Genomic DNA, 15536 nt, shown 5'->3' with positions numbered 1-15536 from the left:
CCGAGACTCCGGGCCAGGGCGGCCTGCCGATAGCGGGCCTCTTAACACGCGGTTCACAGGTCTGAACAGGAGGCTTGGTCGCAGTTAGCGCCACCAAGTAAACTTTAGCGCAATCACCCGCGGGGCGGTGCCGGGACATGCTCGGGATCGGGGGACAATTCAGGCAATTCTAAGACATTTTCGCCACAATCCTGCCGAGAGGACGCGGGCGATTCGCGTTTTGGGATTGATTGTAAAGGCCAAAAACGCGATGAGTGATGAAAAACAGGCAAGAACGCTGAGCAGCATAAGGAACAACGCGATGTCGAAGATCGCCCTTGTCGACGACGACAGGAATATCCTGACGTCCGTCGCCATCACCCTCGAGGCAGAAGGTTTCGAGGTTGAGACGTATAACGACGGCCAGGCCGCCCTGGACGCCTTCAACAAGAAGCTTCCGGACATGGCGGTGCTGGATATCAAGATGCCCCGCATGGATGGCATGGACCTGTTGCAGCGCCTGCGGCAGAAGACCTCGATGCCGGTGATCTTCCTGACCTCCAAGGACGACGAGATCGACGAGGTGCTGGGGCTGCGCATGGGCGCGGACGATTACGTCAAGAAACCGTTCAGCCAGCGCCTGCTGGTGGAGCGGATCCGCGCGCTGCTGCGCCGGCAGGACGCGATCGGCGGCGAAGTGGTCGCCGAGACCGAGGAAACCAAGGTCATGGAGCGGGGCAACCTGCGGATGGACCCGCTGCGGCACGCCGTGGCGTGGAAGGGGATGGACGTGTCGCTGACCGTGACCGAGTTCCTGCTGCTCCAGGCCCTGGCGCAGCGCCCCGGCTTCGTGAAATCGCGGGACCAGCTGATGGACGTGGCCTATGACGATCAGGTCTATGTCGACGACCGGACCATCGACAGCCACATCAAGCGCCTGCGCAAGAAGATGCGGAGCGTCGATCCGGAGTTCTCCGCGATTGAGACGCTGTATGGTATCGGGTACAGATACAACGAAGAGTGATGGCACTCGCCGAGAGGATCAGCTTGCGCGACGACACGCCTGATACCGGAGGCGATGTCGTCCTGGGGGACGACTTCGTCGCGCCGAACGCCACCGTTGCGGAAGAGCTCCGGGCCCGCCGCGAGCGGCGGGGAATGTTTTCGCTGAAGGCCTCGCCGCTGACGCGGAAGATCATCATCTTCAACCTGATCGCGCTGAACGTGCTGGTGGCCGGCATCCTCTATCTCTCGGCCTCGCGCGACAGCCTCGTCTCGCAGCGGGCGGGAAGCCTGGTGAGCGAGGCCGAGCTGATCGCCGATGTCTTCGAGGTCGGGTTCGCCGCCGCGCGCACGCCGGACCGCGCCGACACGCCGGAGGATCGCGATTTCGGCGCGCAGCCCGAAGACCTGTCCGAGGGCTCCATCGGGCGCGGCGACGCCACGGGGCTGCTGTCGGAGCTGGACCTGCGCAAAGGGATCGACGTCTACGTCTTCGGCACCGACGGCCAGCTTGTCGGCCACAAGACCGGCGCGGCCGAGCCGCTGGTGGCTTCGCTCGGCGATCCGGAAGACGACAGGACGATCATCATCGACTTCCTGACGATGCTTTGGGACGGCATGACCTCGGTCTTCTCCTCCGGCAAGCGCGAGGTGCCCGAGGTTGGCGTCGAGGACCAGGCCCGCTCCCTCGTGGAGGGCTCGCTGAGCGGCCAGACGCAGGTCAGCATCGGCCGCGGCGATGCGGGAAGTTTCCTCGCCGTGGCCTCGCCGATCATGCGGGAGGGCGTGGCGGTCGGGACGGTCGCGCTGGCCTCTTCCGCCGGCCAGATCGACGCGATCGTCCGGAGCGAGCGGGAGCGCGTGCTCCAGATGTTCGTCATCGCCACGCTGGTGTCGATCGGACTGAGCCTCGTGCTGGCCTCGACCATTGCCAACCCGCTGGCCGATCTGGCCGCCGCGGCCGAGGTCGGGCGCGACAAGAAGGGCAAGTCGGTCGCGCCGGCACGGGTGCGCATCCCCGACCTCACCGCGCGACCGGACGAGATCGGACGGTTGTCGGGCGCGCTCCGCGGCATGGTCGCGGCACTTTACGAACGGATCGACGCGAACGAACAGTTCGCGGCCGACGTCGCGCACGAGATCAAGAACCCGCTGGCCTCGCTCCGGTCGGCGGTCGTGACCCTGCGGGTGGCCAAGCGCGAGGATCAGAGGACCCAACTTCTGGACGTGATCGACCACGACGTTCGGCGGCTGGACCGGCTGGTCAGCGACATCTCGAACGCGTCCAGGCTGGACAGCGAACTGGTCAAGGAGGAGCAGGACCCGTTCGACCTGATCAAGATGCTGGAAAACCTCAGCGAGTATCTGGGCGAACAGGCGTCCGACAAGGGCATCGACTTCATCTCGGACCTGCCGTCCGACTCGATCATTCTCGCCGGTCTCGAGGCGCGGCTGGCGCAGGTCTTCGTCAACCTGATCACCAATGCCATCAGCTTCTGCGAGGATGGCGACGCCATCCGGGTCTGGGCGCGTCGGCGCGAGAACCGGGTGCTGGTCGTGGTCGAGGATACCGGGCCGGGCATACCGGACAATGCGCTCACCAAGATCTTCAAGCGGTTCTACTCGCACCGGCCGGCCAACGATTTCGGCAACAATTCGGGCCTCGGGCTCGCGATCTCGAAACAGATCGTCGAGGCGCATGGCGGCGTGATCTGGGCCGAGAACATCCGGCCCACGGATGCGGACATCACGTCCGACCCGCTCGGCGCGCGGTTCGTGGTCGGCCTGCCGATCTGAGCGAGGGGGCGGCATGACGGAGGCCCCCCGCAGCACCGTCCTTCACGCCAGCGCGGTCGCTCTCGAAGGGCGGGCCGTGCTGATCGAGGGGCCCTCGGGCAGCGGAAAATCCTCGTTGGCCCTGGCGCTGATGGCCATGGGTGCCCAGCTCGTGGCGGACGACAGGGTCGGCCTGGTCCGGGTCGGGCAGGAGATCAGGGCCGAGGCCCCGCCGACCATCGCCGGACGGATCGAGGCGCGTGGTGTCGGCATCCTTGCGGCGGCGCATGTCGGAAACATACCGGTCGCGCTGATGGTCGATCTTTCCGAAATGGAAACAGACCGTCTTCCGCCGCGGCGCAGCAAGTATTTGCTGGGGATTTCGCTCCCCTTGCTTCACAATAGCGGTAGCGCACATTTCGCCGCCGCCATCCTGCAATATCTCAGGGGCGGACGAGAGGCGTGACAGGGTCATGACAGCCATGGGTATGCAGAGCACGAGGATCGACACACCGACCGCCGACCGCCGGGTTCTCGTGACCGGGCCCTCGGGGGCCGGCCGCACGACCGCGATCCACGCCCTCGAGGACCTGGGGTACGAGGCGATCGACAACCTGCCGCTGTCGCTCCTGCCGCGCCTGATGGAGGGATCGCCGGTGCGGCGCCCCATGGCGCTCGGCATAGACGCGCGGAATCGCGATTTCTCGACCCATGCGCTGGAAGAAGTGATCGACCTCTGGGGGGCCGACCGCACCCGCCCCCTCGAGGTGCTCTATATCGACTGCAGTCCCGACATGCTGCTCAAGCGGTTTTCCGAGACGCGCCGGCGCCATCCCATGGCCCCGGCCGAGACGCCGCGCGACGGGATCGACCGCGAATTCGACCTGCTGGGTCCGATCCGTGCGCGGGCGGACGTGCTGATCGACACCTCCGAGATGTCGCCGCACGATCTGCGGGCCGAGGTGGAGCGCTGGTTCGCCGTGTCCGAAACCCGGTCGCTGTCGGTGTCGATCCACAGTTTCAGCTACAAGCGGGGGCTGCCGCGCGGGATCGACATGGTGTTCGACACCCGGTTCCTCAGCAACCCGTACTGGGAAGAGGGGCTGAGAGGGTTCGACGGCCGGCATGCCGCGGTGCAGGATCACGTCGCGGCCGATCCGCGGTTCCCCGCCTTCTGCCAGAAGGTGACCGATCTGATCCGGATGCTGCTGCCGGCCTATGCCGATGAGGGCAAGTCCTATTGCGCCATCGCCTTCGGGTGTACCGGAGGGCAACACCGTTCCGTTACAATCGCGGAACGGCTGGCCAAGGCCCTTGCGGAAGCCGGCTGGCAGGTGTCAATTAGACATCGTGAGCTCGAACGCCGCGGTGCGGCGGAGGGCTGAGGGGTAGGAATGAACAAGACCGGCGTCATCACGGCGGAGATGTTGCACGAAGACGCGCGACCCGAACTCGGGATCGTCATCGTCGCCCATGGCGGGTTGGCGCGCGAATATCTCGCCGCGGTGGAACACGTGGTGGGCGAACAGTCGGCGATCCGCACGGTCGCGATCGATGCCAATCACGACCGTTTCGCCAAGCAGTCGGAAATCTGCGAGGCCGCCGACGACGTGGATCGCGGCAACGGCGTGGTGGTGGTCGTCGACATGTTCGGCGGATCCCCCTCGAACCTGTCGCTGATGGCCTGCCGCCCGCACGACCGGCGCATTCTCTATGGCGCGAACCTGCCGCTTCTGATCAAACTGGCCAAATCCCGTCACAAACCGCTTGCCGACGCCGTCCGCGCGGCGACCGAGGCGGGGCGGAAATATATCGACAGCCAGAACCTCAGCACGCACTGATCCTCATGTCCCAATCCGTGACCCGCACGTTCAAGATCGTGAATGAAAAGGGCCTGCACGCGCGGGCCTCGGCCAAGCTGGTCGAGGTGGTCGAGGAACACGACGCCCAGGCCGAGGTCAGCCGCGACGGCATGAGCGCCAGCGGCGACAGTATCATGGGGCTTTTGATGTTGGCAGCGTCGAAGGGAAGCACTATTGAGGTCCAAACCTCGGGACCGGAAGCCGAGGCGCTTGCCGATGCTCTGGAAGCGCTCGTGGCAAGCCGGTTCGGCGAAGACATGTAAGGCGCCGGGCTGCGGCCCGGTACGATGAAGGCAAGGGGGCGACCCGTGGTGGACAGCGCGCAGAACCGGACGACGCTCGCGCCGCGCGCGGGGGGACGGGGCGAACCGCCGGCCGACACCGTGACCTTCACCAAATACGACCGCCGCTCCCTGACCTATTCGACCTCGTTCGAGGACCCGTGGCGCCGCAACGCGATCCGCGCCATCGAATGGATGACGGGCAAGGTCTCGATCATCCGCATGATCCGCAAGTTCGAGAAACGGGGGGCGCCGCAGGGCCAGGCCTTCTGGCGCGCGACGCTGGACGTCATGGGGATCGACCTGCTGACCCCGCCCGAACAGCTGGCGCGCATCCCCAAGGACGGACCCGTCGTCGTGGTGGCGAACCATCCGCACGGCATGGTCGACGGGATGATCTTCGCCGATCTGATCGGGCGTGTCCGCAACGATTACAAGATCCTGACGCGGCAGCTTCTGACCGGCATCGACGAGGTCGCGTCGAGCTACATGATACCGGTGCCCTTCCCGCATGACCAGGACGCGCAGCGCAAGTCGGTCGAGATGCGTGCCCGCGCGATGGCCCATCTGAAGGAGGGCGGTCTCGTCGCGCTCTTCCCCTCGGGGGTCGTGGCGGCGTCGAAGTCGATGTTCGGACCCGCGATCGAGGCCGAGTGGAACGTGTTCACCGCCCAGATGATCCGCCGCTCGGGCGCGCGGGTGGTGCCGATATTCTTTCCCGGCGCGAACAGCCGCTGGTACCAGATGGCGAACCAGATCAGCCCGATCCTGCGGCAGGCCTTTCTGCTGCACGAGATCGTGCATAGCTGCAACAAGCCTCAGGCGCCGGTGGTGGGCGACCCTCTGTCGGATCAGCAGATGGAGCTGCTCAAGTCGGACCCGCGCGGCTTCATGTCCTGGCTGCGGGACCATACCCTCGCCCTGGGCCGGTCCGCGACCTCCTAGGCGGAACGGATCGCGCGGAAGAGGGCCGAGGCGCCCCAGCCCGCGAAGATCGCCAGCGACAGCGACAGAAGGCCGTAGGCCAGGGGCTGCTCTCGCGACAGGACAAAGAGCCACCGTTCGAGCCCGACCTTGCGGACGTCGATCACCGTGTCGAAGCGCGAGACGACGTGCCCTTCCCTCAGCAGGAAGACCCGGGTGTCATAGGCGCCTTCCGTCAGGTTCGACGGGAGAGAGATGCTGGTGCGGAACAGGGTCTGCTGGTCCAGTTCCACCGCCTCCTCGAGGCTTTGATAGACGCCGCCGTTCTCGCGGATCCGGATCAGCGCCTCGGTATAGGCGGCCGGGTTCTGCGTCATCGAGGCCGCTCCGACCGACCGGATCGCGCGGGGTACGGTGATGGAATGGCGCAGATCCTCGGTCTGCCGCAGGATCTCTCCGGTCGGACCGGAGGAGGCGACGGCGTAAAAGCTCGGCGCGGCGTCGATATCCACCGTTTCGGCATTGACCCAGATGCCGAGCCGGCGGTCCTTCTTGTGGATGGTGACCGGGGTGGAGGGCCCGGCGAGCGTGACGATCACGTCCAGCGGGGGCTCGATGATCGGGCTCTCGCGTTTGACCGCGCCGAAAATGAGGATCTCGGAGCCGTCGAAATCGGCCGTGATCCGCACGCGGTTCTGGCTGAGACCCAGGACGATATCCTCCTTTGCCGCGAGCGGTGCGGCCAGAAGCGTGACGAGAAGGGCAAGTAGTCCGCGCATCACGCCTCCGCCAGTTCGTAGAGTTCCTCCGGCGGCAGCAGGAGGTCGAGCGCCAGCTTGCCGCAGACCGCCAGGACCAGGACGGCCAGCAGGATCCGCAGCTGCTCGGCCCGCATGCGAGAGCCCAGGCTGGTGCCGAACTGGGCGCCGACGACCCCGCCGAGAAGCAGCGTGAGAGCCAGCATGAGATCGACGGTCTGGTTGGTGACCGCGTGCAGAAGGGTCGTGAAGGCCGTCACGAAGATGATCTGGAACAGCGACGTCCCGATCACAACCTTGGTCGGCATGTTCAGAAGATAGATCATGGCGGGAACCATGATGAAACCTCCGCCGACGCCCATGATCGCGGCCAGGACACCGACGGACATGCCGACGAGGATCGGCGGGATCACCGAGATATAGAGACCCGAGGTTCGGAACCGGACCTTCAGGGGCAGGGCGTAGATCCAGCTGCGCTGTCGCCTCGGTTTGACCGGCGCGACCGTCCCGGGCTTGCGGCGCGTGCGCTGGAGGGCGCGCAGGCTCTCGATGAACATCAGCGCGCCGACCGTGCCGAGGAAGATCACGTAGCAGAGGTTCACCAGCAGATCGACCTGCCCCTGACTGCGGAGATAGTTGAAGATGACGATGCCCAGGGCCGAGCCCATGAGGCCGCCGAGAAGAAGCACCGTGCCCATCCGGAGGTCTACGGTTCGCCGTCTCAGATGCGCGAGAACGGCCGAAACGGACGAGGCGACGATCTGGTTGGCCGAGGTCGCCACGGCGACCGCCGGCGGGATGCCGACGAAGAAGAGCAGGGGTGTGATCAGAAAGCCGCCGCCGACGCCGAACATCCCCGAAAGTACGCCCACGATGCCGCCGATCCCCAGGAGGAGAAAGACGTTTACCGAAACTTCTGCAATCGGCAGGTAGACTTGCATATCCCTACCTACGCCCGGTTGCCGCAGTGCCGCAAGCGTGTTGCCGGGTCAGCGTTCCTTTACATAGGGCGCGCCGCCCGCCCGCGGGGGGATGGCGCGACCGACGAAACCGGCCAGGATGATGACGGTCAGGATATAGGGCAGCGCGTCCAGCAGCTGGACCTGGACCCTGATGCCGATCGTGTTCTGGATCAGGTCGGGCCGCAGGGCGACCGCCTGCAGAAACCCGAAGAGCATCGTCGACATCAGCGCGTACCAGGGGCGCCACTTGGCGAAGATCAGCGCGGCCAGGGCGATATAGCCGCGCCCGGCGGCCATGTCCTTGACGAAGCCCGCCTGCAGCCCGGTGGCGAGATAGGCGCCCGCGACACCGGTGAGCACGCCGCAGATGGCGACCGCGGCATAGCGCAGCCCGACGACCGAGACGCCGGCCGTATCCACCGCGGCCGGGTTTTCGCCGACCGCACGCAGACGGAGGCCGAAGCGGGTCCGGAACAGGATCCACCAGGTCAGCGGCACCATCAGGAAGGCGACGTAGACCAGGATCGTGTGACCCGAAATCAGGTCGTGATAGATCGGACCAAGGATCGGGACCCCCTGCAGCGCCTCGGCGAAGGGCAGGGTGATCGCGTTGAACCGCGCCCCGCCCGAAAGCGACGGGGTTCGCCCTCCCTGGCTGAACCAGTCCTGCGCGATCAAGACCGTCATGCCCGCCGCGAGAAAGTTTATCGCGACGCCCGAAATCAGCTGGTTGCCCCGGAAGGTGATCGAGGCCACGCCATGCAGCGCCGAGAGCACCATGGACGAGGCGACCCCGGCCAGCAGCCCCATCCAGACCGATCCGGTGGTGTAGGCGATGGCGGCCGAGAAGAAGGCCGCGATCAGCATCTTGCCTTCCAGGCCGATGTCGAAGATGCCAGCCCGCTCCGAGAAGAGCCCCGCGAGGCAGGCCAGCAGCAGCGGCGTCGCCAGGCGGATGGTGGAGTCGAGGACCTGCAGGATCGTCGGGAAGTCCATGGCTCAGCTCTCCTTCCGGCGCAGGGCGAGGAAGATGCGTTCCAGCGGCATCCGCACCATGTTGTCGAGCGCCCCGGTAAACAGGATCACGAGCGCCTGGATGACCACGATCAGCTCGCGCGGGATATTCGTCCAGAGCGCCAGTTCCGCGCCGCCCTGATAGAGGAAGCCGAAGAGGATCGCCGCAAGCAGGACGCCGAAGGGATGGTTGCGGCCCATGAGCGCCACCGCGATCCCGATGAACCCTGCGCCCTCGGTCGAGTTCAGGATCAGCCGCTCGGCCTCGCCCTGCGTCGTGTTGACGGCCATCAGCCCCGCCAGCCCACCGGAAATCAGCATCGAGATGATGATGATCCGGGTGCCCGAGATCCCGGCGTATTTCGCACCGGTCTGGGACCAGCCATAGGCCCTGATCTCATAGCCGAGCCGCGACCGCCAGATCAGCAGCCAGACGAAGAGACAGGCCGCGAGGGCAAGGAAGAAGCTGACATTGGCCGGGGCGCCGCGGAAGAGCGGCGCGTCGGCGGATGAGAACATCTGCTGGAAGGTCGGCAGGGCGAAGGAGGGGTCGAACTTGGCCGAGGCCGGCTCCATCGACCCCGTGGGCTTGAGCACGCCGATCAGGAGGTAGTTGAGCAGGGCGGCGGCGATGAAGTTGAACATGATCGTGGTGATCACGATGTGGCTGCCGCGCCGGGCCTGGAGATAGGCCGGGATCAGCGCCCAGGCCGCGCCGAAGGCGGCCGCCCCCAGGGTCGAGCCGAGCATGGCCAGCGTCCAGTGCGGCCAGGGAACATAGAGGCAGGCGAGCGCCACGCCCAGTCCGCCCAGCATGGCCTGACCCTCGCCGCCGATGTTGAACATGCGGGCGTGGAAGGCGACCGCCACGGCGAGGCCGGTAAAGATGAAGTTGGTCGCGTAGTACAGCGTGTATCCCCACCCCGAAGAGCGCATCAGCGCGCCGTCGACCATGAGGTTGAAGGCTTCGACCGGGCTCTCGCCGATGGCCAGGATGACCACGGCCGAAAGGATCGCGGCCAGCAGCAGCGAGATCAGCGGGATGAGGACCACGTCGGCCCAGGCCGGCATCTTATCCATGCTTCGGCGCCTCTCCGTGTTCGATGGCGTCGAGATTCTCGTCGACCGCCTTCCAGGCCGGCTTGTCCGGCTCTTCCGAGATGCCCGCCATCAACAGGCCGAGTTCCCGTTCGTTGGCCTCGGCCGGGTCGCGTTCGCCCATCAGCCTGCCGTCGAACATGACAGCGATCCGGTCCGAGAGGGACATGATCTCGTCCAGTTCGACCGAGACGAGGAGGATCGCCTTGCCCTCGTCGCGCAGGCGGATGATCTCCTGGTGGATGAATTCGATGGCGCCGATGTCCACGCCTCGGGTCGGCTGACCGACGAGCAGCAGGTCGGGGTTGCGCTCGATCTCGCGCGCCAGAACGATCTTCTGCTGGTTGCCCCCGGAAAAGTTCTTGGCGGTCAGATGCGGGTTGGGCGGCCGAACGTCGAACCGCTGCATCTTGCCCTCGGCCTCCTGCACGATCCCGGCGTTGTTCATCAGGGGGCCGGCGGCCCAGTCCGGGTCGCGGTGGTAGCCGAAGACCATGTTCTCCCAGGCCGTGAAGTCGAGGATCAGCCCTTCGTCCTGGCGATCTTCCGGCACGTGGCCGATGCTGCGCGCCCGGCGGGACTGGCCGTCGGAGTACCGGCCCGTGAGGTCGATCTCTTCGCCGTTCATGGTGATCGTGCCCGTGCCGGCCTGCATTCCGCCGAGCACCTCCATCAGTTCCGACTGGCCGTTTCCGGCGACCCCGGCGATGCCGTAGATCTCGCCGGCGCGGATGTCGAAACTGACGCCCTTGATGCGCTCGACGCCGGCGCTGTCGGTGACGCGCAGGTCCTTGACCGACAGGACGACCTGTTTCGGCTGCGCGGGCTTCTTGTCGACGCGGAGCAGGACCTTGCGGCCGACCATCAGCTCGGCCAGTTCCTCGGTGCTTGTCTCGGCGGTCCGGACCGTCGCCGTCATCTCGCCACGCCGCATCACGCTGACGGTATCGGTGTATTCCATGATCTCGCGCAGCTTGTGCGTGATCAGGATGATCGTCTTGCCCTCGTTCCGCAGGTTGTCGAGGATGCGGAACAGGTGATCGGCCTCGGCGGGGGTCAGCACGCCGGTCGGTTCGTCCAGGATCAGGATGTCGGCCTGCCGATAGAGCGCCTTGAGGATCTCGACCCGCTGCTGGTGGCCGACCGAGAGGTTCTCGATCTTGGCGTCGGGATCGACGTTGAGCTCGTATTCCTCGGCCAGCTGCTTGAGCGACTTGCGCGCCTTGGCGATCGATGGCCGCAGCTGAAAGCCGTCCTCGGCGCCGAGGATCACGTTCTCGACCACGGTGAAGTTCTCGACCAGCTTGAAATGCTGGAAGACCATGCCGATGCCGGCGCTGATCGCGGCCTGGCTGTCGGGAATCTCGGTCCTGGTCCCGTTGATGAAGACCTCGCCCTTGTCGGCCTTGTAGAAGCCGTAGAGGATCGACATCAGGGTCGATTTGCCCGCGCCGTTTTCGCCGATGATGCCGTGGATCGTGCCCGGCATGACGCGGATGGAAATGTCCTTGTTGGCCTGAACGGGACCGAAGGCCTTGGAGATGCCTTTGAGTTCGATCGCAGGGGCTGTGTCGGTCATGGGCGTATGGGGCTCCTGCGGAACAGGTCGGGGCAACGCGCCACGTTGCCCCGATTGATACGCCGGGCGGCGCCGGGCCGCCCGGTCACACTCAGAAGGTCAGTGCCGGGCAGCTGTCGTCGGACGAATAGTCGTGAACCGAGATTTCGCCGGCCGCGATCTGGGCCTTGGCGTCCTCGACCGCCGTCGTCATCTCGTCGGTGACGAGATCGGCGTTGTGTTCGTCCATCGCCACGCCGACGCCGTCCTCGGCCAGGCCGAGCACTTCGACACCGGCCTCGAGGTCGGCACCGGCCGTCATCGATTCATAGACCGCGTTGTCGACGCGCTTGAGCATAGAGGTCAGGACCTTGCCCGGGTGCAGGTGGTTCTGGTTGCTGTCGACACCGATGGAAAGGATGCCTTCGTCCGCGGCGGTCTGCAGGACGCCGAGGCCGGTGCCGCCGGCTGCCGCATAGATCACGTCGGCGCCCTGGCCGATCTGCGCCTTGGCAAGCTCCGAACCCTTGACCGGGTCGTTCCAGGCCGCCGGGGTCGTGCCGGTCATGTTCGCGATCACCTCGGCGTCGGGGTTCACGGCCTTCACGCCCTGGGCATAGCCGCAGGCGAACTTGCGGATCAGCGGGATGTCCATGCCGCCGACGAAGCCGACGGTGCCCGAGTCAGAGGCCATGGCGGCCATCATGCCCACGAGGTACGAGCCCTCGTGTTCGGAGAACAGGATCGACTTGACGTTCGGGTGCTCTTCCGGATCGACATAGCCGTCGATGGTGACGAACTTGGTGTCCGGATAGTCGCCGGCCACGGCGGCGATCGGGGTCGAGAACGAGAAGCCGGTGGTCACCACCGGGTTGAAGCCCGCCTCGGCGAAACGGCGGAGCGCCTGTTCGCGCTGCGCTTCGGACTGCATCTCGATGTCCTTGTACGAGCCGCCGGTCTCTTCGGCCCAGCGTTCCGCTCCGCCATAGGCGGCCTCGTTGAAGGATTTGTCGAACTTGCCGCCCAGGTCGTAGATCAGGGCCGGATCGGCGAGAGCCGCGCCCGCGCTGAGCGCGGCAGCGGCGGCTGCGCCAAGGAATTTCGTCATGAGGGTCATTGTCTTCTCCCAGTTGGCAGGGGGCCGGTTGATCCCGTCCCGCAGACAGATCGGTGTTGATCATGTGGGATTAACGCCGCGGGCCGGTCGGGGGTCAAGTGCGAATCCGGCTTTAACGCTACGCAAACACTGAACTTTGCAACGCTTTACGCGAGAGATTTGCCCATGATTCCGGCGTCGATCCGCTGCCCGTCGGGGCTGCGGTAATAGTCCCTGCGCCTCCCCGTGGTCCGCCAGCCGGCCGATCTGTAGAGGGCGATGGCCGGACCGTTGTCCGCGGCGACCTCGAGGAAGGCCTCCTGCGCGTCACGGGCCCGGGCGGCAGCCTCGAAGGCCTGCAGGCAGCGGCGGCCGAGACCGGCGCGGCGACGGTCCGGATCGGTGGCGAGCGTCAGCAGCTCGGCCTCGCCGGCGACCACGCGGCCCAGGGCGAAGGCGTGGAGATCGCCTGTCAGAAATACGGTGTCCGTGGCGAGCAGCGCAGCAAACTCGGCCGAGGTCCAGGGGCGCGGCGTGTCAAAGCAGCGGCGATGCAGCGCGGCGAGGGCCTCGGGCGTCACGGCACGATCTCGGGCGGGGCGTCGCGGGGCGGGGCGGCGTCGGCGGGCCGCAGGTAGATCGGGGCCGGGGGCGGTGCGGTCGCCGGATCGGTCGCGGCGGCGATGCGGGCGATGGCGGCGACCCATGTGTCGAGCTCCGGCGGCAGGGCCGGGTCCGGCACCGTGGCCATCGGAACGAGATCGGGCTCGGAGGCGCCCGGAGCGAGCGTATAGGCCATCTCGCGGGGTGCCGGCACGGCCGCGACGCGGCCCGGCTGCCCGGCATGGATCGCGGCGAAGGTCGAGACCCCCACCACCGGGCATTTCAGCGACAGGGCGAGGCCCCGGGCCGCGCTGACGGCGATGCGGATGCCGGTGAAATTGCCGGGGCCGGTCCCGACGCCGATGCGGGCGATATCCCGCCAGCCATGGCCGGCGGTCCTCAGGAGGTCTTCCAGGATCGGGAAGAGGCGCTCGGCCTGCCCCTTTTTCATCGGCTCCGCCTGCGCGGCGACGATCCGGTCGCCCGACAGCAAAGCGGCCGCGCAATGCGCGGCCGAGGTGTCGAAAGCCATGACGAGCCGGTCGAGGGGCATGCAGAAACGCGCCGCCGCTCAGACGGCGACCGGGCGCACCTCGGTCACTTCGGGGATGTAATGCCTGAGCAGGTTCTCGATCCCCATCTTCAGCGTCAGCGTGGAAGAAGGACAGCCCGCGCAGGCCCCCTGCATGTAGAGATAGACGACGCCGCGGTCGAAGCCGTGGAACGTGATGTCACCACCATCCTGTGCCACGGCGGGGCGCACCCGCGTGTCGAGCAGTTCCTTGATCTGGACGACGATCTCCTGATCCTCGCCCTCGTGATCCGCATGGCCCGAGGTGGGCTGGTCACCGGTCGCCATCACGGGCTGGCCCGACTGGTAATGTTCCATGATCGCGCCGAGCAGGGCCGGCTTGATGTGATCCCACTGCGTTTCGTCGGCCTTGGTGACCGTCACGAAATCGGTGCCGAAGAAGACACCGGTCACGCCTTCCACGGCGAAGAGGCGCGCGGCGAGGGGGGATTTGCCGGAGGTCTCGGCCGAGGGGAAGTCCGCGGTGCCAGCCTCGAGCACGGTCTGGCCGGGCAGGAACTTCAGCGTGGCCGGGTTCGGCGTGGATTCGGTCTGAATGAACATCTTCGGTTCCCCTTTGCTCGGACGCTCCCGATATGCGCTTCGCGGTCCGGGAAGTCAAGATTTAGAACCGTTCTAATTCCGGGTGTCACAGTTCCGCGATGGCCATGACGACCGGGGCCAGGTTGTCCCGGAACGTGTGCCCGCCGCCGTCGAGCCTATAGGTCCGGGCGGCGGGCAAGGCCTCTTGCCACATTCCCAGATGCCCGACGGGAACCGTCTGGTCATCGCACGCGTGGAACAGCCGTATCGGCAGATGCGCAAGCGCGTCGGGCGCGTAGCGGGGCAGTTCGAACCCCTCTACGGACCACTCCGGTGCGCCCCAGAACGGTGCGGCAAGCCCTACAAGGGCGCGCGGCACGGCGGCGGGACCGAGTTCCGCGAGGCAGCGCAGAAGGTGCGATGCGCCGAGCGAGTGACCGATGAGGATGGTGCACCGGTCGATGCCGCCCAGGCGGGGTTTCAGCCGCGCGGTCCAGGTCGCCGGGTCCGGCGGGCCGAGCTCGGGCGCCAAGACGTGATACTGCGCCCCCAGCCGTCGCCGCAGGTCCGCGAGGGGCGGATCTTCGGGGGCCGCACCGGCGCCATGGATGTAGAGGACGGGGATCATTCCGCGCGGTCTTCCAGCAGATCCCACCTGTTGCCGAACGGGTCGCGAAACACCGCCACGCGGCCATAGGGTTCGCTGCGCGGGGCCTCTTCGAACGCGACGCCGGCGTCGGTCAGCCGGGCGTGGTCCGCGGAAAAGTCACTGGTGGCGAGGAAGAACCCGACGCGGCCCCCGGTCTGGTTGCCGACGGCCCCGGATTGCCTGGCGTCCGCGGCGCGGGCGATGAGCATGCAGGTTCCGCCTCCGGGCGGCCGGACCAGCACCCACCTCTTGCCGCCGCCGAGGTCGGTATCGTCAATCAGATCAAAGCCCATCCGGCCGACGTAGAAATCCAGGCCTTCCTCGTAACCGGGCACGACGATCGTGACCGCATGGAGGCGGGTGGTCACGTGATCGCCTCGAGCTTTTCCTTGGACAGGTCGCCGGGGACGATGGTGATCGGCACCGGAAGGGACCCGGAGGCCTTGGCGAGTTGGCTGACCAGGGGGCCGGGGCCGGATTTCTCGGTGCCGGCGCCCAGGACGAGCACCCCGATTTCGTCATCCTCCCTGATCTGGGCGAGGATCTCGGGGACGGGCTCGCCCTCGCGGATGATCAGTTCGGGGTCGACGCCCTGCCGGTCCCGCATCCATTTGGCAAACACCTCGTAATGCACGACGATGCGTTCCCGCGCCTCTTCGCGCATGATGTCCCCGACGCCGATCCAGTGCTGGAATTCCTCGGGAGGGATGATCGAAAGCACGGCAACCCCGCCGCCGGTCTTGGCGGCGCGCATGGCGGCAAAGCGCATGGCGTTCAGGCATTCGCGGCTGTCGTCGAGGATGACGAGGAACTTGCGCATCTGTCTCTCCCGTTGCGCGGCGATAATGGAGGAAGCGCGG

The 15536-nt window shown here is 66.6% G+C and carries 19 protein-coding genes; 7 read left to right on the top strand and 12 right to left on the bottom strand.

Going from position 1 to position 15536, the window contains the following annotated elements; all coding sequences use genetic code 11:
* Positions 1-301 precede the first annotated feature (301 nt).
* Genes OB2597_RS14050 through OB2597_RS14020 form a run of 7 tightly spaced genes read left to right on the top strand, consistent with a single transcriptional unit; the run spans position 302 to position 5845 of the window.
* A complete protein-coding gene (locus OB2597_RS14050; RefSeq protein ID WP_009806254.1) occupies positions 302-1003 on the top strand; it encodes a response regulator transcription factor in 702 nt (233 codons plus the stop codon).
* Positions 1003-2778: a sensor histidine kinase gene (locus OB2597_RS14045; protein WP_009806253.1), complete on the top strand. Its 1776-nt coding sequence runs from the start codon at positions 1003-1005 to the stop codon at positions 2776-2778. The genes OB2597_RS14050 and OB2597_RS14045 overlap by 1 nt, the downstream gene beginning before the upstream one ends.
* A gap of 13 nt (positions 2779-2791) precedes the next feature.
* Positions 2792-3223 carry an HPr kinase/phosphorylase gene (locus tag OB2597_RS14040; protein WP_009806252.1) on the top strand — a complete coding sequence of 144 codons (432 nt, stop codon included), beginning with the start codon at positions 2792-2794 and terminating at the stop codon, positions 3221-3223.
* Positions 3224-3239: 16 nt separating this feature from the next.
* Positions 3240-4142, top strand: coding sequence for an RNase adapter RapZ (gene rapZ / locus OB2597_RS14035; protein ID WP_238529758.1), 903 nt, complete (start codon positions 3240-3242; stop codon positions 4140-4142).
* Positions 4143-4151: 9 nt separating this feature from the next.
* Positions 4152-4598 (top strand): PTS sugar transporter subunit IIA, encoded by a 447-nt coding sequence (locus OB2597_RS14030; RefSeq protein ID WP_009806250.1) that lies wholly within the window; start codon positions 4152-4154, stop codon positions 4596-4598.
* Between the two features lie 5 nt (positions 4599-4603).
* Positions 4604-4882, top strand: a complete 279-nt coding sequence (locus OB2597_RS14025) for an HPr family phosphocarrier protein (protein ID WP_009806249.1) — start codon at positions 4604-4606, stop codon at positions 4880-4882.
* 45 nt (positions 4883-4927) lie between these two features.
* Positions 4928-5845, top strand: coding sequence for a lysophospholipid acyltransferase family protein (locus OB2597_RS14020; RefSeq protein WP_009806248.1), 918 nt, complete (start codon positions 4928-4930; stop codon positions 5843-5845).
* Here OB2597_RS14020 and OB2597_RS14015 read toward each other — a convergent pair.
* The 12 genes from OB2597_RS14015 to OB2597_RS13960 all read right to left on the bottom strand — a co-directional run bounded on the left by OB2597_RS14015 (position 5842) and on the right by OB2597_RS13960 (position 15496).
* Positions 5842-6603, bottom strand: a complete 762-nt coding sequence (locus OB2597_RS14015; protein ID WP_009806247.1) for a TIGR02186 family protein — start codon at positions 6601-6603, stop codon at positions 5842-5844. The two genes, OB2597_RS14020 and OB2597_RS14015, sit on opposite strands and share 4 nt — an antisense overlap.
* On the bottom strand, positions 6603-7523 hold the full coding sequence (locus tag OB2597_RS14010) for a sulfite exporter TauE/SafE family protein (RefSeq protein ID WP_009806246.1): 921 nt from the start codon (positions 7521-7523) through the stop codon (positions 6603-6605). Before OB2597_RS14010 ends, OB2597_RS14015 begins: the two co-directional genes overlap by 1 nt.
* A 48-nt stretch (positions 7524-7571) precedes the next feature.
* Entirely contained in the window at positions 7572-8540 is a 969-nt protein-coding gene (locus OB2597_RS14005) for an ABC transporter permease (protein WP_009806245.1), read from the bottom strand.
* Between the two features lie 3 nt (positions 8541-8543).
* A complete protein-coding gene (locus tag OB2597_RS14000; RefSeq protein ID WP_040609356.1) occupies positions 8544-9638 on the bottom strand; it encodes an ABC transporter permease in 1095 nt (364 codons plus the stop codon).
* Positions 9631-11235, bottom strand: coding sequence for an ABC transporter ATP-binding protein (locus OB2597_RS13995; RefSeq protein ID WP_009806243.1), 1605 nt, complete (start codon positions 11233-11235; stop codon positions 9631-9633). The genes OB2597_RS14000 and OB2597_RS13995 overlap by 8 nt, the downstream gene beginning before the upstream one ends.
* A 91-nt stretch (positions 11236-11326) precedes the next feature.
* Positions 11327-12331: a BMP family lipoprotein gene (locus OB2597_RS13990; protein WP_040609355.1), complete on the bottom strand. Its 1005-nt coding sequence runs from the start codon at positions 12329-12331 to the stop codon at positions 11327-11329.
* 146 nt (positions 12332-12477) lie between these two features.
* Positions 12478-12891 carry a GNAT family N-acetyltransferase gene (locus OB2597_RS13985; RefSeq protein WP_009806241.1) on the bottom strand — a complete coding sequence of 138 codons (414 nt, stop codon included), beginning with the start codon at positions 12889-12891 and terminating at the stop codon, positions 12478-12480.
* On the bottom strand, positions 12888-13466 hold the full coding sequence (tsaB, locus tag OB2597_RS13980; RefSeq protein ID WP_009806240.1) for a tRNA (adenosine(37)-N6)-threonylcarbamoyltransferase complex dimerization subunit type 1 TsaB: 579 nt from the start codon (positions 13464-13466) through the stop codon (positions 12888-12890). The genes OB2597_RS13985 and tsaB overlap by 4 nt, the downstream gene beginning before the upstream one ends.
* An 18-nt stretch (positions 13467-13484) precedes the next feature.
* Entirely contained in the window at positions 13485-14048 is a 564-nt protein-coding gene (locus OB2597_RS13975) for a NifU family protein (protein ID WP_009806239.1), read from the bottom strand.
* Between the two features lie 85 nt (positions 14049-14133).
* Complete coding sequence (locus tag OB2597_RS21005) at positions 14134-14655, bottom strand: alpha/beta hydrolase (protein ID WP_009806238.1); 522 nt, start codon at positions 14653-14655, stop codon at positions 14134-14136.
* The gene (locus OB2597_RS13965) at positions 14652-15044 is read right to left on the bottom strand and encodes a VOC family protein (RefSeq protein ID WP_009806237.1); all 393 of its coding nucleotides are present in this window, start codon (positions 15042-15044) and stop codon (positions 14652-14654) included. Before OB2597_RS13965 ends, OB2597_RS21005 begins: the two co-directional genes overlap by 4 nt.
* Complete coding sequence (locus OB2597_RS13960) at positions 15041-15496, bottom strand: universal stress protein (RefSeq protein WP_009806236.1); 456 nt, start codon at positions 15494-15496, stop codon at positions 15041-15043. The genes OB2597_RS13965 and OB2597_RS13960 overlap by 4 nt, the downstream gene beginning before the upstream one ends.
* Positions 15497-15536 lie beyond the last annotated feature (40 nt).

The organism is Pseudooceanicola batsensis HTCC2597 (assembly GCF_000152725.1).
GTDB classification, from domain to species: domain Bacteria; phylum Pseudomonadota; class Alphaproteobacteria; order Rhodobacterales; family Rhodobacteraceae; genus Pseudooceanicola; species Pseudooceanicola batsensis.
This window is presented reverse-complemented; position numbering and strand designations above follow the sequence as displayed.

Bases quoted from the DNA above. Each gene is read 5' to 3' on its own strand.
- OB2597_RS14045 (WP_009806253.1), top strand. From the start codon at position 1,003: ATGGCACTCGCCGAGAGGATCAGCTTGCGCGACGACACGCCTGATACC.
- OB2597_RS14005 (WP_009806245.1), bottom strand. From the start codon at position 8,540: ATGGACTTCCCGACGATCCTGCAGGTCCTCGACTCCACCATCCGCCTG.
- OB2597_RS21005 (WP_009806238.1), bottom strand. From the start codon at position 14,655: ATGATCCCCGTCCTCTACATCCATGGCGCCGGTGCGGCCCCCGAAGAT.
- OB2597_RS14025 (WP_009806249.1), top strand. From the start codon at position 4,604: ATGTCCCAATCCGTGACCCGCACGTTCAAGATCGTGAATGAAAAGGGC.
- OB2597_RS14000 (WP_040609356.1), bottom strand. From the start codon at position 9,638: ATGGATAAGATGCCGGCCTGGGCCGACGTGGTCCTCATCCCGCTGATC.
- OB2597_RS14040 (WP_009806252.1), top strand. From the start codon at position 2,792: ATGACGGAGGCCCCCCGCAGCACCGTCCTTCACGCCAGCGCGGTCGCT.
- OB2597_RS14030 (WP_009806250.1), top strand. From the start codon at position 4,152: ATGAACAAGACCGGCGTCATCACGGCGGAGATGTTGCACGAAGACGCG.
- OB2597_RS14015 (WP_009806247.1), bottom strand. From the start codon at position 6,603: ATGCGCGGACTACTTGCCCTTCTCGTCACGCTTCTGGCCGCACCGCTC.
- OB2597_RS13975 (WP_009806239.1), bottom strand. From the start codon at position 14,048: ATGTTCATTCAGACCGAATCCACGCCGAACCCGGCCACGCTGAAGTTC.
- OB2597_RS13995 (WP_009806243.1), bottom strand. From the start codon at position 11,235: ATGACCGACACAGCCCCTGCGATCGAACTCAAAGGCATCTCCAAGGCC.
- OB2597_RS14050 (WP_009806254.1), top strand. From the start codon at position 302: ATGTCGAAGATCGCCCTTGTCGACGACGACAGGAATATCCTGACGTCC.
- OB2597_RS13960 (WP_009806236.1), bottom strand. From the start codon at position 15,496: ATGCGCAAGTTCCTCGTCATCCTCGACGACAGCCGCGAATGCCTGAAC.
- rapZ (WP_238529758.1), top strand. From the start codon at position 3,240: ATGGGTATGCAGAGCACGAGGATCGACACACCGACCGCCGACCGCCGG.
- OB2597_RS13990 (WP_040609355.1), bottom strand. From the start codon at position 12,331: ATGACCCTCATGACGAAATTCCTTGGCGCAGCCGCCGCTGCCGCGCTC.
- tsaB (WP_009806240.1), bottom strand. From the start codon at position 13,466: ATGCCCCTCGACCGGCTCGTCATGGCTTTCGACACCTCGGCCGCGCAT.
- OB2597_RS14010 (WP_009806246.1), bottom strand. From the start codon at position 7,523: ATGCAAGTCTACCTGCCGATTGCAGAAGTTTCGGTAAACGTCTTTCTC.